Source organism: Flavobacterium sp. ST-158, from assembly GCF_058309975.1.
The window spans coordinates 199,874-214,410 of sequence record NZ_JBZEEN010000007.1 but is presented as its reverse complement, the minus strand read 5'-3'; the positions used below and the strand labels follow the sequence as shown (position 1 = coordinate 214,410).

At 34.4% G+C, this 14,537-nt stretch carries 16 protein-coding genes; 14 read left to right on the top strand and 2 right to left on the bottom strand.

The features are described from left to right. Nucleotides 1-11: 11 nt before the first annotated feature. The gene (locus AC4FRF_RS12275) at nucleotides 12-707 is read right to left on the bottom strand and encodes a YiaD family glycine zipper/OmpA-like lipoprotein (RefSeq protein ID WP_491159844.1); all 696 of its coding nucleotides are present in this window, start codon (nucleotides 705-707) and stop codon (nucleotides 12-14) included. 39 nt (nucleotides 708-746) lie between these two features. After that, nucleotides 747-1,223 (bottom strand): hypothetical protein, encoded by a 477-nt coding sequence (locus tag AC4FRF_RS12270; RefSeq protein WP_491159843.1) that lies wholly within the window; start codon nucleotides 1,221-1,223, stop codon nucleotides 747-749. A 182-nt stretch (nucleotides 1,224-1,405) separates the two neighbouring features. On the opposite strand from AC4FRF_RS12270, the gene htpG reads away from it, so the two are divergent. From htpG to AC4FRF_RS12200, 14 genes are all read left to right on the top strand, one after another. After that, nucleotides 1,406-3,289: a molecular chaperone HtpG gene (gene htpG / locus AC4FRF_RS12265; protein WP_491159842.1), complete on the top strand. Its 1,884-nt coding sequence runs from the start codon at nucleotides 1,406-1,408 to the stop codon at nucleotides 3,287-3,289. A gap of 296 nt (nucleotides 3,290-3,585) precedes the next feature. Beyond that, on the top strand, nucleotides 3,586-4,173 hold the full coding sequence (locus tag AC4FRF_RS12260) for a hypothetical protein (RefSeq protein WP_491159841.1): 588 nt from the start codon (nucleotides 3,586-3,588) through the stop codon (nucleotides 4,171-4,173). A gap of 224 nt (nucleotides 4,174-4,397) precedes the next feature. Further along, a complete protein-coding gene (locus tag AC4FRF_RS12255; RefSeq protein ID WP_491159840.1) occupies nucleotides 4,398-4,703 on the top strand; it encodes a GIY-YIG nuclease family protein in 306 nt (101 codons plus the stop codon). A 59-nt stretch (nucleotides 4,704-4,762) separates the two neighbouring features. Next, nucleotides 4,763-5,290: a hypothetical protein gene (locus AC4FRF_RS12250; protein WP_491159839.1), complete on the top strand. Its 528-nt coding sequence runs from the start codon at nucleotides 4,763-4,765 to the stop codon at nucleotides 5,288-5,290. A gap of 409 nt (nucleotides 5,291-5,699) precedes the next feature. After that, complete coding sequence (locus AC4FRF_RS12245) at nucleotides 5,700-6,071, top strand: DUF1801 domain-containing protein (RefSeq protein WP_491159838.1); 372 nt, start codon at nucleotides 5,700-5,702, stop codon at nucleotides 6,069-6,071. Between the two features lie 41 nt (nucleotides 6,072-6,112). After that, nucleotides 6,113-6,778: a hypothetical protein gene (locus AC4FRF_RS12240; RefSeq protein ID WP_491159837.1), complete on the top strand. Its 666-nt coding sequence runs from the start codon at nucleotides 6,113-6,115 to the stop codon at nucleotides 6,776-6,778. Between the two features lie 42 nt (nucleotides 6,779-6,820). Next, nucleotides 6,821-7,387, top strand: a complete 567-nt coding sequence (locus AC4FRF_RS12235) for a YdeI/OmpD-associated family protein (RefSeq protein WP_491159836.1) — start codon at nucleotides 6,821-6,823, stop codon at nucleotides 7,385-7,387. Between the two features lie 97 nt (nucleotides 7,388-7,484). Beyond that, entirely contained in the window at nucleotides 7,485-8,042 is a 558-nt protein-coding gene (locus AC4FRF_RS12230) for a DUF4256 domain-containing protein (protein ID WP_491159835.1), read from the top strand. Between the two features lie 76 nt (nucleotides 8,043-8,118). Then, nucleotides 8,119-8,469, top strand: coding sequence for a DUF2200 domain-containing protein (locus AC4FRF_RS12225; protein WP_491159834.1), 351 nt, complete (start codon nucleotides 8,119-8,121; stop codon nucleotides 8,467-8,469). Between the two features lie 9 nt (nucleotides 8,470-8,478). Beyond that, a complete protein-coding gene (locus tag AC4FRF_RS12220; protein WP_491159833.1) occupies nucleotides 8,479-9,018 on the top strand; it encodes an NADPH-dependent FMN reductase in 540 nt (179 codons plus the stop codon). Nucleotides 9,019-9,129: 111 nt separating this feature from the next. Beyond that, the gene (locus AC4FRF_RS12215; RefSeq protein ID WP_491159832.1) at nucleotides 9,130-9,933 is read left to right on the top strand and encodes an NYN domain-containing protein; all 804 of its coding nucleotides are present in this window, start codon (nucleotides 9,130-9,132) and stop codon (nucleotides 9,931-9,933) included. A 96-nt stretch (nucleotides 9,934-10,029) separates the two neighbouring features. Next, on the top strand, nucleotides 10,030-11,538 hold the full coding sequence (locus tag AC4FRF_RS12210; RefSeq protein ID WP_491159831.1) for an FMN-binding glutamate synthase family protein: 1,509 nt from the start codon (nucleotides 10,030-10,032) through the stop codon (nucleotides 11,536-11,538). A gap of 290 nt (nucleotides 11,539-11,828) precedes the next feature. Then, nucleotides 11,829-12,401, top strand: coding sequence for a non-canonical purine NTP diphosphatase (locus AC4FRF_RS12205; protein ID WP_491159830.1), 573 nt, complete (start codon nucleotides 11,829-11,831; stop codon nucleotides 12,399-12,401). 208 nt (nucleotides 12,402-12,609) lie between these two features. Beyond that, the gene (locus AC4FRF_RS12200; protein ID WP_491159829.1) at nucleotides 12,610-14,475 is read left to right on the top strand and encodes a DEAD/DEAH box helicase; all 1,866 of its coding nucleotides are present in this window, start codon (nucleotides 12,610-12,612) and stop codon (nucleotides 14,473-14,475) included. The last annotated feature ends 62 nt before the right edge of the window (nucleotides 14,476-14,537 follow it).

Sequence of the window (14,537 nt, the reverse complement as noted above, 5' to 3'; positions counted from 1 at the left end):
AAAACTAAAAACTAGTTTCCTGCTTCTTTTTCAGCGTCAGCTTTCATTTTTTCATTAGCCACAATAGCAAATTCAACACGACGGTTTTGACTTCTTCCTTCTACAGTACCATTGTCAGCAATTGGATCGGCAATTCCCATTCCTTGAATTGTAAATCTACTTGCCAAAATTCCTTTGCTTACCAAGTAATTTTTAACTGATGCAGCACGCTCACCTGAAAGTTTCAAGTTATAATCAGCTGGACCAGTACTATCAGTATATCCAAAAATAGTGATATCAGTATCTGGGTATTCGTTAAAAACAGTAACTAATTTATCTAAGTTTGTTTTTGCTGTAGCAGTCAAACTAGATTTGTTAGTATCAAAACGCACCGCATTTTCGTTTAAAACCAATTGGATACCTTCACCTACTCTTTTTACCTCTGCACCTGGAATAGCTTGGTCAATTTGTCTGGCTTGTTTGTCCATTTTATTACCAATAACACCACCAGCAACACCACCTACAACACCACCTATAACAGCTCCCATAGCACCTTTTCCACCTTTTCCTAAGTTGTTTCCTAAAATCCCTCCTAAAATAGCACCTCCAGCAGCACCAATAGCAGCTCCTCTTTGTGTTTTATTAGTATTTTTTACAGCCTCACAACTTGTAAACAGTGAACCAGCAATCATTATTAAAGCTAATGCTAATACGGATATATTTTTCATAATTATCTTTTTTTTTGTTATTTATTAAATTTCCTAGAACTAGTTTACACGTTGAAATTGGTAAACCACATCTGTTAATTTTCCACCAACATCAATTTTATCAATCAATTGGAAAGAACTGTCCGTTAAATTAGCTACGTGCAATACATAACCATCTCTAACTCTTTTTGCTTTTTCTCCAGCATCTAAAATCTTCAAAACAAATTCTCCATTAGAATTTACAAACCATGTAATTGGCGAACTAAAAACAGGACAATCATACTTAGTTAAAGCCATCGTTCCTTTGTTGTTGTTAGAAACAAATTTCCAAGTACTTCCTTCAAAACATTTTGAATCAGCCAATTGGAAAGAGTTCACCTTGATGTATTCTGAACCCGGATAAGAAACAGAACTAATAACCCAATTTCCTTTTACGCCTGTTTGGATTCCTCGATCCAGTTTAGTAGCAGTAACCGAAGATGTTTTGCAGGAAAATAGCGCTAGCGCAATTGCTGTAACAAAAAATATTTTTTTCATCGTTTATCGTTTTAATATTAAACTAAGACAAAGATACAATCTAAACTTACAAATTATATTCCATAATCTCATTATTTTATTACAAAATTTATAGGTAAGACAATTTGTCACCTTAGTTTGAATTGGTATTCTATTTGAAGAAACTGTAACTGATTGTAAAACACTTTAAAAAAATTTTAAATATGACAACTGGAAAAATTAACGTCTCAGTGGAAAACATCTTTCCGCTAATTAAAAAGTTCTTATACAACGATCACGAGATCTTTTTGCGTGAATTAATTTCGAATGGAACAGATGCAACATTAAAATTAAAACATCTTACCAATATTGGCGAAGCCAAAGTAGAATATGGCAACCCAATACTTGAAGTAAAGATTGACAAAGAAGGCAAAAAACTGCACATCATTGACCAAGGTATTGGTATGACGGCTGAAGAAGTAGAGAAATACATTAACCAACTGGCTTTTTCGGGTGCTGAAGAATTCTTGGAAAAATACAAAGACTCCGCTAAAGATTCTGGAATTATTGGCCATTTCGGACTAGGTTTCTACTCGGCTTTTATGGTAGCTTCTAAGGTGGAAATTATCACAAAATCATACAAAGACGAACCAGCAGCACACTGGACTTGCGACGGAAGTCCTGAATTTTCATTAGAACCAGCCGACAAAACGGAACGCGGAACAGAAATCATCCTTCATATTGCTGAAGACTCTTTAGAATTTTTAGAAGATTCAAAAATCAGCGGATTATTGAATAAATACAACAAGTTCATGCCTATTCCAATTAAATTTGGAACCAGAACTGAAACTTTACCTAAACCAGAAGATGCTCCGGAAGATTACGTAAACGAAACTATTGAAGTTGACAATATCGTTAACAATCCTAATCCTGCTTGGACTAAACAACCAGCTGATTTGAATGAGGAAGATTATAAAACGTTCTACCACGAATTGTATCCAATGCAATTTGAAGAACCTTTATTCAACATTCACCTGAATGTAGATTATCCTTTTAACTTGACTGGTATTTTGTATTTCCCAAAATTAGGCTCGGACATGCAAATCCAGAAAGACAAAATCCAATTGTACCAAAACCAAGTATTTGTTACCGATAATGTAGAAGGAATTGTTCCTGAATTCTTGATGATGCTTCGCGGTGTGGTTGATTCACCTGACATTCCTTTGAACGTTTCCCGTTCCGGATTGCAGGCTGATGGTGCCGTGAAAAAAATCTCAAACTACATTACCCGTAAAGTTGCTGATAAATTAAAATCCTTATTCAACGAAAACAGAGCCGATTTTGAAGCAAAATGGAATGATATTAAAATCGTTCTGGAATACGGAATGCTTTCTGAAGATAAATTTTACGAAAAAGCAGGCGCATTTGTATTGTACCCAACAGTGGACGACAAATACTTTACACTTGACGAATTAAAAGAAAACCTAAAAGCAGCACAAACCGACAAAGACGGAAAACTGGTTGTTTTATACGCAGGAAACAAAGAAGAGCAACACTCTTATATTGAAATTGCTAAAGAAAAAGGATACGAAGTTTTATTATTAGACTCGCCAATTATCTCGCATTTAATGCAAAAACTGGAAAACGACAATAAAGATTTAACTTTCGTTCGTGTGGATTCGGATCATATTGACAACCTAATCAAGAAAGAAGAAACCACCATTTCTAAACTTTCTGAGGAAGAAAAAGAAAGCCTGAAAACTTCTTTAGAGTCTTATATCCCAAAAACATACACCGTACAACTGGAAGCTATGGACAGCCAGGCAGCACCATTTATCATCACGCAACCAGAATTCATGCGTAGAATGAAAGAAATGAGCCAAACTGGCGGTGGCGGAATGTTCGGAATGGGCAACATGCCGGAAATGTACAATTTGGTGGTAAATACTAATTCGCCTTTGGCAACCACCATTTTAAGTACCGAAGACAAAACAGCACAAGAAAGCCTTGTAAAACAAGCCTTAGACTTGGCTAAATTATCGCAAAACTTACTAAAAGGAGAAGCTTTAACGGCTTTTGTAAAACGTAGTTTTGAGTTGATCAAATAAGCAGAGAACCCATTTTATAACATAAAATGGTGTGAATCGCTTATTCCGAACTTGTTTCGGAATCTCACCAAAATACAAGACCTGCTGGTGCAAACTGGCAGGTCTTTTTTTGTTTTAGGAGCAGAAAGATTGGGTTTTCATAAGCACTTCCCTCCTGCTTTCGCCTTTATCTCTTCGCTACGCTACGAGGATATCGGCTCTATCAGGGCTACTAAATTCATTTCCTTTCCAAAAGATATTTTGTAAGAATATTTTAATATATTTGAAAATAAAATAATTACTAAATCAAGAATCATATGAAAAAAGTCGCTGCTTTTTTGATTTTGATCATAACCATAAGTTGTAATAACAGACAAAACTGTAATGATAATATAAAAATAAGAGAAATTGAAACTAACAATATATTATTAACTCTTATAGACACAACATCAGAAAATATATTCCCAATTTGTACAAGTTTAAAAAAACTCAATATTAGGACTGACTTCAATGTCAAAAAGAAAAAAGTAATTATTAGACTTCCACCTAAAACAGATTTAATATCTGTCAACTCGGACGTTTACTTAGAAACACTTCTAAAAACAAACTATAGAGGTAAAGCATTTTTCGATAAAAATGATTCTTTAAATTTTGTTGAACAAAATTATTGCACAAGCAGTAAATTAATTTCTAACGAAATATCCAAAAAAATCAAGGCCTTTTCTTTAACTGAACTTAAAGATAAAAAATCAAATTTTGAATATATCATTATTTCAAATCCAATATTCTCAAGTGACAATAAGAAAGCATATATAGAAGTTGATACAAAATCAGTGGGTTGTATATATGGAAGTTCATATTTCTTGGAAAAACAAGGTGAAACATGGAAAATAATACAAATTTAATCAGACAACACAGATTTGTAATCTGTACTCTCAACGAGTAGCAACTTTGTAGAATTACATAGTGAGATTGCTTCGTTCCTCGCAATGACATACTGGACGGCATAAGTCATTGCGAGCGACAGCGAAGCAATCTCACTAACACGAGTAGATGTAATCGTACTAACAAGGTAATTTAATCTCACTAAAAAAAAGTAAATCTAATCGCTAAATAAAACCAAAAAAGAATGAAACCAGGATTTGTATATATCATCACCAATAAATACCAAACGGTAGTTTATGTTGGTGTTACATCAAATCTTCCTCAACGAATTTTAGAACATAAAAACAAGAAATACCCAACCTCCTTTTCAGCCAGATACGATGTAAACACATTAGTTTACTACGAGCAATTTCAATGGATTGAAGATGCTATAGCCCGAGAAAAACAAATAAAAGCAGGTTCAAGAGCTGCCAAAAACAAATTGATACAATCTATTAATCCCACATGGAAAGATTTATTTGACGAAATTAGAAATATAATGACTGAATAATAATTAGTTGAAAATTTAAAAATCCAAATCAACCTAACAAACCTTCAAACAACACAACCATGAAAAAATCCATTTACATTATTACACTTTTGCTAATCAACATTTGTCTGTTTTCCTGCTCAAATGATGATGATACTTTAAATTATCAAAATGATTTCGAAAAAAGCAAAAGCGTTTGGCTGGATTTTAAAGCAACCTCTAATAATTCGTATCAATATGTGGTAACCGGAGGTTCGGTATTTTCAACTTCCGGTTGGAAAACAACTATTACTGTATCCAACGGAGTTGTAATACAACGGGATTTTGAATATTTAGGAACACCGGAAAATGTCCCTCAGGAAGATTTAGCATGGACAGAAAATAAAAACGAGATAAACAGTCATCCCAATTCTAATGCTGCAAGTCCGTTGACATTAGATGAAATCTATGCCAAGGCAGAAAACGAATGGTTAATTAAGAGAAAAAACTCTAACACCTATTTTGAAACCAAAAACAACGGACTCATTTCAACTTGCGGCTATAATGAAAAAGGCTGTATGGACGATTGCTTTATTGGAATCCGAATCAAAAGTATTTCAACCCTGTAAATGTCCTCGACAAAGTTGCAACAACCTTTAATTAAATTGCAAATATCTCTGAGCATTTTGCAGATACCTTTGAGCAAGTTACAAATGCCTCTGAGCATTTTGCAGAAACCTTTGAGTAAATTGCAAATACCTCTGAGCATTTTGCAGAAACCTTTGAGTAAATTACAAATACCTCTGAGTAAATTGCAAATGTCTTTGAGCATTTTGCAGAGACCTTTGAGCAAATTGCAAATACACCGAAGCATTTTGCAGCTCCTTAATGACGAACTAAACTTACTCTTTTATTTTGTAGCTTTGGGTTCCAATTGCACAGATTTACAGTCCTTGCCCACAAAGAACAGCTATTTTATCAAGTTACTAGATGAGATTTCTAATTAAATAGATTTTTTAATTACACTAAAATAAAAAAATGCTTGAGCAACTTGATAATTACTATTTGAATAAAGAAGAACCACACAAGAGTTCTTTGCTTGCGCTACGCAGCATTATCCTTAAACAAGACACTAATATTATTGAAACAAAAAAGTATGGAATGCCCTGCTTCTGCTACAAGAAAAAAATATTTTGCTACTTGTGGACCGATAAAAAAACCGATGAACCTTATATTCTTATGGTAGAAGGAAAACACCTTGACCACCCAAAATTGGAAGAAGGCAAGCGTTCTCGAATGAAAATTTTCAGAGTTAATCCAAACAAAGATTTGCCTATAAAGACCATTGAAACTATTTTACAAAAAGCATTAAACTTATACCGGACAGGAGTTATAAAAATTAAAGAATAACAAGATTACTATTAAATCGAAATAGAGATACAAAACAAACAATGAAAACAACACTAATTCTTCTTTCCACACTTTTCGCAACACTAGTATTTGGTCAACAAAAACAAGAAAAAAAGACATCTCATTTTATACCTAAAGGCTTTGTCCTTTTTGAAAAAATAAACGGTGACTTAGATAAAGATGGTGTTGAGGATTGTGTTCTTATCATAAAAGCCACTGATAAAAGTAAATTTGTTAAAGATGAAAATCGTGGAGAATTAGACCGAAATCGAAGAGGTATTATAGTTTTATTAAACAAAAAAGACCATTACGAATTGGTTGCAAAAAACTACACTTGTTTCTCTTCTGAAAATGAAGATGGTGGTGTTTATTTCCCACCTGATTTAAGCATTTTTATAGAAAAAGGAAACTTGATTATGCATTACGGACACGGTAGATATGGCTATTGGAAATATACTTTTAGATATAAAAACGCTGATTTTGATTTAATAGGTTATGATAATAGCAATGGTGGAGCTGTAATTAGCAATGAAACTAGTATTAATTTCTTGACTAAAAAGAAACTAATAAAAGAAAATATCAACAAAAACGATGAAGGTGGTGAAGAAATTTTTAAAGAAACTTGGAAAACCATTAAGCAAAATCCGCTCATCAAACTATCTAAAATTAACGATTTTGACGAACTCTATTTAGAAGATTACGAATAAACCCCTAATTTTATTTTTTAAAAAATTCAACAAGAATTCCCCATGCACGAAAAACCAACCTTATACTTTAAAAACGCTTCCGAATGGAGAGCCTGGCTGCATGAAAACCACGCTTCTCACAAAGCAGTGTATTTGATTTTTTACAAAGTTTCTCATGAAGCCGAAAGCATGCGTTGGGAAGAAGCAGTAAAAGTGGCTATTTGTTACGGTTGGATTGATTCTACGGTTAAAAAACTGGACGAAGACCGAAGGCAACAACTTTTTACACCCCGCAAAGACAAAAGCGTTTGGAGTAAACTCAACAAAACCTATATAGAAGAATTAATTGCTGCTAATTTAATGCAAGAAAGTGGCTTGGAAAAAATTGAAATTGCTAAGAAAAATGGTTCTTGGGAAAGTTTAGACGCTGTAGAAAACTTAGAAATCCCGCAAGACTTACAACTCGAATTTGATAAAAATCAGCAAGCTTTTTCCAATTATAACAACTTTAGTAAAACCTATAAAAAAAGTTATTTGTACTGGCTAAACCAAGCCAAACGGTCAGCAACCAGACAAAACCGAATAGCTCAAATCATCGATTTGTGCGAGCGAAACTGTAAAATGAGATAGAATTTTAATTATACTACTGTCAGTCTGAGCCTGTCGAAGACATCAATAAAAAACATCTCGACAAGCTCAGTGTGACATAATAAAAACAATTAGTATTATGAAAAGAAAATTGTCATCAACTGAAACTGAATCACTTTTGCAAATTGTAAAAGACCGCTTTGAAAAAAACAGAAACCGCCATGAAGGTATTGAATGGAATAAAGTTCAAGCAAAACTAGAATCTAATCCTGAAAAACTCTGGTCACTAAACGAAATGGAACAAACAGGCGGCGAACCGGATGTTGTCCATTATGATAAAAATACCGACGAATATACTTTTTACGATTGTTCAGCCGAAAGTCCTAAAGGCCGCAGAAGTCTTTGTTATGACCGTCAGGCATTAGAGGCAAGAAAAGAAAACAAACCTAAAAACAATGTAGAAGATGTGGCTGCTGCAATGGGAATCACACTTTTATCAGAACAACAATACCGAGAATTACAAAAACTGGGAAAATTTGATACCAAAACATCGAGTTGGATTGAAACTCCAGCCGAAATCAGAAAATTAGGCGGTGCCATTTTTGCTGATTTCCGCTATGGAAATGTCTTTATCTATCACAACGGCGCCGAATCCTATTATGCTGCCAGAGGATTTAGAGGAGCATTAAAAGTTTGATTTTTTAAATACATTAACAATGCTATTGCAACCCTAGGCAATCTATTTTTTTTTCAAGTATCAAAAACCAACAAAAATGAAAAATACCAAAATTTTCAAAATGGCTTTTACCAGTGTGTATCCACATTATATCAATAAAGCAGAGAAAAAAGGACGTACAAAAGAAGAAGTGGACAATATTATATTTTGGCTTACCGGATACAACGAACAATCCTTGCAGGAAATTCTAGACAACAAAACAGACTTTGAAACTTTTTTTGCGCAAGCACCGCAAATGAATCCGAATACCTCTAAAATTACTGGTCTTATATGTGGCTATCGCGTAGAAGAAATTGAAGATAAGCTGATGCAGCAAATTCGCTATTTAGACAAATTAATTGACGAATTAGCAAAAGGAAAATCGATGGATAAAATTTTGAGGAAATAAGAAATCAACATGAGTAACAAGAAAACAATTTTAGCGATAATAGGCAGTGCCAGTGCTAATTCTGCCAATTTAAAATTGGTAAAATACTTAGCCAACTTATCTCAAGACCAATTCCAGTTCAATATTTACACTGACTTAAAATCGCTTCCACACTTTGACCCAGAACTTTCTGAGAATAATCCTCCCGAAGCAATTATCGCACTTAGAAACGCCATTCAAAATGCCGATGGCATACTGATTTGTACTCCAGAATATATTTTCAGCATCCCAAGCGGACTAAAAAATGCTATCGAATGGTGCATTGCCACCACCATTTTTAGCGACAAACCCACAGGACTTATCACTGCCTCTGCCAATGGCCAAAAAGCACACGAAGAACTCCAACTCATCATGCAAACAGCAATGGCAAAATTTACCACTGAAACTACTTTGCTAATCTCAGGAATAAAAGGAAAATTTGATGCACAAGGAAATATAATCCATGATGAAACTTTAAAACAACTAAAGAATTTCAGGGATACTTTTGTAGGTTTGGTAAAAAAAGGGTGAAAAACACCTACCAGTTTATTCTAAAAAACAACATTAACAAAACTTTAAAAATTGTTTTAAGACACTTCCCCTCTAAAGAATTACTATCTTTAGAGCACAAACAAAATACTTATGTCACAAAATACCAAAGAACTCAAACTTGCTGTTCTTATTGATGCCGATAATGTTCCTTATAGTAATGTAAAAGGAATGATGGAAGAAATCACTAAATACGGAACACCAACCACCAAACGCATATATGCCGATTGGACAAAACCCAATGCCAATGGCTGGAAAGGGGTTTTATTAGAACACGCCATTACACCTATTCAACAATACAGCTATACTACAGGTAAAAACTCATCGGATTCAGCCTTGATTATTGATGCGATGGATTTATTATATTCCGGAAAACTGGACGGTTTTTGCATTGTTTCCAGCGATAGTGATTTTACCCGTTTGGCCACCAGATTGCGGGAATCAGGTATGAAAGTAATTGGAATTGGCGAACAAAAAACTCCAAAACCCTTTATTAGTGCCTGCGATCGTTTTATCTTCATCGAAGTTTTAGACGGAGCTATTAAGAAGAAAAAAGCAACGAAGACTGCTACTGTAGACACTAAAAAACCAGTTGAAAAAACTACTACTAAAGCCACCGAAAAACCTTCAGAAAAACCATTAAATAAAATTGACGAACGTACTATTGATCTTATCGAAGATTCCATTGACGATATTGCCGATGATAGTGGCTGGGCTTTCTTGGGCGATGTAGGAAACCTGATTGTCAAGAAAAAACCAGAGTTTGATCCTAGAAATTATGGTTTTTCCAAACTTACTCCGATGCTAAAATCCCTAACCGATATCCTGGAAATAGACGAAAGAGATTCCGACAAAAAAGGAATCAAGCATGTTTATGTTCGCCTGCTTTTTAGCTAGATCATCAGCACCCAAAAGAAAATATTAAAAACATTCAGGATTTACTTAATTCTTATATATTCTTTTTATTTTAGATAATCCCAAGCCTTTTTTATTATGAGAAAAGAATTTTTTATTATTGGTACTGGACTTTTAATTCTAAGTCTAGCAGCACATTTTTTATTCAAAACCAGTCTTTTAATAGCTATTTCTATTTTTATCTTACTGGTTATTGGTTTCTTTAATAGCCTTCAACACAAACATGCCATTCTTAGAAACTTTCCTGTTTTAGGGTATTTCAGATATATGTTTGAAGAAATAGCCCCAGAAATTCAACAATATTTTATTGAAAGAACAACTGATGGAAAACCATTTTCTAGAAACGAACGTTCCTTAGCCTATCAACGTGCAAAAAACATTGGTGCAACAACGCCTTTTGGAACACAATTAGACATCAACACTTCTTCTTATGAAGGATTAAAGCATTCTATTTTTCCTGCAAAAGTACACGAAGAGTTGCCTCGAATTACTATTGGCGGAGCCGATTGTAAGCAACCTTATTCGGCTTCCTTATTGAACATTTCAGCCATGAGTTTTGGTTCTTTGAGTGAAAATGCCATTATGGCGCTCAACAAAGGTGCTTTAAAAGGGAACTTCTACCATAACACTGGCGAAGGAGGATTGACCAAATACCATTTACAAGGAGGTGATATCACTTGGCAAATTGGTACCGGTTATTTTGGTTGTCGCAACGACGAAGGTAATTTTAATGCTGAAAAATTTAAAGAAAAAGCTAATCTTCCGAGTGTAAAGATGATTGAAATCAAATTATCTCAAGGAGCTAAACCTGGTCATGGTGGTGTTTTACCAGCAGCAAAAAACACGGAAGAAATTGCAAACATTAGAGGTGTAAAACCACACACTACAATTCTTTCTCCGCCTTGTCATACTGCTTTTGACAGTCCCAAAGGCCTAATTCAATTTGTAGCACATTTGCGTGAATTGGCTAATGGAAAACCCATCGGATTTAAACTTTGTATTGGTCAAACAACCGAATTTGAAGCTATTTGTCAGGAAATGATAGATCAAAATTGCTTTCCGGATTTCATCACTGTTGATGGTGCCGAAGGTGGTACGGGAGCTGCTCCTTTAGAATTTTCAGATGGTGTTGGAATGCCTTTAGAACCTTCACTTATTTTTGTAAACAAAACTTTAATCCGATTCAACATCCGTGATAAAATACGCATTATCTGTAGCGGAAAAATTATTTCGGGGCACGCTATCCTAAAAGCCATTGCTTTAGGTGCCGATTTATGTAACAGTGCACGTGGCTTTATGTTTTCGCTAGGATGCATTCAGGCATTGCGCTGCAATACAAACAACTGCCCTGTTGGAGTAGCTACCCAAGACAAAATGCTTATCAAAGGATTATCTGTTAGTGATAAGTTTGAAAGAGTCTATCATTTTCACAAAAATACCCTTTATGCTGCTAATGAATTATTAGCCGCTGCCGGAAAATCAAGTTATGAAGATGTAGATGTTTCCATATTCATGCGTGGAGATGAGTTCACCCATCTTTCCGATCTTTATTTCCCAGACAATTTAACAAATGTAACTAAGCACTAAAAAAAGGAGGGCTATTAAAGCCCTCCCCATTGGTTTTGATTTACTATTCTCAACTTATAATTAACTAAATGCTGCTGATGATTGTGTTTTCATTTTTTCTACCCAAATTAACATACACAAGTAATGAATCAAAACCACAGTATAAAGATACAACATTAATTTGAATAAATTGCAATTATCCGCTTTTTTTAAACACCTAACATATTAATTATCAATTATTTAAGAAACCAGTCAAATAAACACAAAACATTAATAATTCATTCATTAAAAATTCAAAAATCAATTAAAAAATGCAACTTGTTTTCGCTTCCAACAATAAAAACAAAATCAAAGAAATTCAGCAATTACTTCCAGATTCTATAAAAATTCTAAGTCTTGAAGCTATTGGCTGTTTGGAAGAAATTCCTGAAACAGCTGATACTATTCAAGGAAATGCTATTTTAAAAGCTAATTATGTAACCCAAAAATATGGTTACGATTGTTTTGCTGATGATACAGGTCTTGAAATTGACGCACTTAATGGTGAACCAGGAGTCTATTCGGCTCGTTATGCCGGAGAACATAAAGACTCAAATGACAATATGGATAAAGTACTCAAAGCTTTATCAGATACAAATAACCGAACAGCTCAATTTAAAACTGTAATAGCTTTAAACCTAAAAGGAGAACAACATTTATTTACAGGCGTAGCCAAAGGAAAAATTACCTCTGAAAAATCAGGAAATCAAGGATTTGGCTACGATCCTATTTTTCAGCCCGAAGGATACCAAGAAACTTTTGCCGAACTAGACTTGACAATTAAAAATCAAATTAGCCATAGAGGAAAAGCCACACAAATGCTAATTTCTTTTTTAAGCAAATAAAATAATTGTTTTAAATCCAACATTTTTGTTCATTTTTATTAGAAAGATTTCCAATTATAGTTGTAAAAATAGAAAAAAGAAAGTTGTGTTTTTTGTTTTAAAACATAACTTTCTGATAATCAAAAGCTATTAAATCACTAAAACTTAGAAATGCATTAGTTTATATCGATTATTAACAGTAATTTTGCACCCTATTTTAAAAATACATATGAATAAATTTGAACAATTAGGATTGAGTGAATCGTTACTGAAGGCGATTAAAGATCTAGGATTTGAAAATCCGTCAGAAGTACAGGAGAAAGCGATTCCCCTATTATTGGAAAAAGATACAGATTTAGTTGCGTTGGCTCAGACTGGGACAGGGAAAACGGCAGCTTTTGGTTTTCCAGTTATCCAAAAAATTGATGCTGACAACAGAAATACACAGGCGTTAATTTTATCTCCAACGCGCGAGCTTTGCTTACAGATTACCAACGAACTTAAAAACTACTCCAAATACGAAAAAGGTATTAATGTGGTAGCAGTTTACGGTGGGGCTAGTATTACCGAACAAGCGAGAGACATTAAAAGAGGAGCACAAATTATTGTGGCTACTCCAGGTAGAATGCAAGACATGATTAACAGAGGATTAGTAAACATCACTCAAATTAATTATTGTATTCTTGACGAGGCAGACGAAATGTTGAACATGGGATTCTATGATGATATCGTAAACATCCTTTCAACAACCCCAGACGAAAAAAACACATGGTTGTTTTCTGCTACTATGCCAGCAGAGGTTGCTAGAATTGGAAAACAATTCATGACAAGCCCTGAAGAAATTACTGTTGGTACTAAAAACTCAGGTTCAGCAACAGTTTCACACGAATTTTATTTAGTAAATGCGCGTGACCGTTACGAAGCTTTGAAACGTTTAGCTGATGCTAATCCAGACATTTTCTCAGTAGTTTTTTGTAGAACAAAACGAGATACACAAGCTATTGCTGAAAAATTAATTGAAGATGGTTACAGCGCTGCCGCTTTGCACGGAGATTTATCTCAAGCACAACGTGATGGTGTAATGAAATCTTTTAGAGGAAGACAAATCCAAATGTTAGTTGCAACAGACGTTGCGGCTCGTGGAATTGACGTAGACAACATTACTCACGTAGTAAACTACCAATTACCTGACGAAATTGAAACTTACAATCACCGTTCTGGTCGTACAGGTCGTGCTGGTAAATTAGGAACTTCTATCGTTATTGTAACTAAAAGTGAATTGCGTAAAATTTCTTCTATCGAAAGAATCATCAAACAAAAATTCGAAGAAAAAACAATCCCTTCTGGAATTGAAATCTGCGAAATTCAATTGTTGCACTTAGCCAATAAAATTAAAGATACAGAGGTAGATCACGAAATTGACAACTACTTACCTGCTATTAACGATGTTCTTGAAGGTCTAACTAAAGAAGAATTGATCAAGAAAATGGTTTCTGTTGAATTTAACCGTTTCATAAATTACTACAAGAAAACAAGAGATATTTCTGCTTCAGGTTCTGATAGACGTGAGCGTGGAGACGATCGTGCACCAAGAGAAAACAATAATGGTGGCGCTACCAGATATTTTGTAAACATTGGTTCTAGAGACAACTTTGATTGGATGTCATTGAAAGATTACTTGAAAGAAACATTAGACTTAGGTCGTGATGACGTTTTCAAAGTAGATGTAAAAGAAGGTTTCTCTTTCTTTAACACTGATCCTGAACACACCGATAAAGTAATGGAAGTATTAAACAACGTACAATTAGAAGGACGTCGTATTAATGTAGAAATCTCTAAAAACGACGGTGGTGGAAGACGTGACCATAACGGAAGAAACTCTGGCGGAAGACGCGAAGGAGGAAGACGTGAAGGTAGTTTTGCTCCAAGACGTGAAGGAGGTTTTAGAAGCGACAGAAACTCCGCTCCAAGAGATGGTGGTTTTAGAAGTGAAAGAAGCAGTGCTCCAAGAAGAGAAGGTTCTTCAGACAGAGCACCTAGACGCTCTGAAAGCTTTGGAGATTCACCAAGACCAAGAAGACCAAGAAGAGACTAACAAGCTATTGTTAATTTTCTTATAATTAAAATAATAAACTACAAAATATTTAAAGCCGTTTT

Bases quoted from the DNA above. Each gene is read 5' to 3' on its own strand.
- AC4FRF_RS12250 (WP_491159839.1), top strand. From the start codon at position 4,763: ATGAAAAAATCCATTTACATTATTACACTTTTGCTAATCAACATTTGT.
- AC4FRF_RS12235 (WP_491159836.1), top strand. From the start codon at position 6,821: ATGCACGAAAAACCAACCTTATACTTTAAAAACGCTTCCGAATGGAGA.
- AC4FRF_RS12255 (WP_491159840.1), top strand. From the start codon at position 4,398: ATGAAACCAGGATTTGTATATATCATCACCAATAAATACCAAACGGTA.
- AC4FRF_RS12210 (WP_491159831.1), top strand. From the start codon at position 10,030: ATGAGAAAAGAATTTTTTATTATTGGTACTGGACTTTTAATTCTAAGT.
- AC4FRF_RS12245 (WP_491159838.1), top strand. From the start codon at position 5,700: ATGCTTGAGCAACTTGATAATTACTATTTGAATAAAGAAGAACCACAC.
- AC4FRF_RS12220 (WP_491159833.1), top strand. From the start codon at position 8,479: ATGAGTAACAAGAAAACAATTTTAGCGATAATAGGCAGTGCCAGTGCT.
- AC4FRF_RS12200 (WP_491159829.1), top strand. From the start codon at position 12,610: ATGAATAAATTTGAACAATTAGGATTGAGTGAATCGTTACTGAAGGCG.
- AC4FRF_RS12270 (WP_491159843.1), bottom strand. From the start codon at position 1,223: ATGAAAAAAATATTTTTTGTTACAGCAATTGCGCTAGCGCTATTTTCC.
- AC4FRF_RS12215 (WP_491159832.1), top strand. From the start codon at position 9,130: ATGTCACAAAATACCAAAGAACTCAAACTTGCTGTTCTTATTGATGCC.
- AC4FRF_RS12230 (WP_491159835.1), top strand. From the start codon at position 7,485: ATGAAAAGAAAATTGTCATCAACTGAAACTGAATCACTTTTGCAAATT.
- AC4FRF_RS12225 (WP_491159834.1), top strand. From the start codon at position 8,119: ATGAAAAATACCAAAATTTTCAAAATGGCTTTTACCAGTGTGTATCCA.
- AC4FRF_RS12205 (WP_491159830.1), top strand. From the start codon at position 11,829: ATGCAACTTGTTTTCGCTTCCAACAATAAAAACAAAATCAAAGAAATT.
- AC4FRF_RS12275 (WP_491159844.1), bottom strand. From the start codon at position 707: ATGAAAAATATATCCGTATTAGCATTAGCTTTAATAATGATTGCTGGT.
- AC4FRF_RS12260 (WP_491159841.1), top strand. From the start codon at position 3,586: ATGAAAAAAGTCGCTGCTTTTTTGATTTTGATCATAACCATAAGTTGT.
- htpG (WP_491159842.1), top strand. From the start codon at position 1,406: ATGACAACTGGAAAAATTAACGTCTCAGTGGAAAACATCTTTCCGCTA.
- AC4FRF_RS12240 (WP_491159837.1), top strand. From the start codon at position 6,113: ATGAAAACAACACTAATTCTTCTTTCCACACTTTTCGCAACACTAGTA.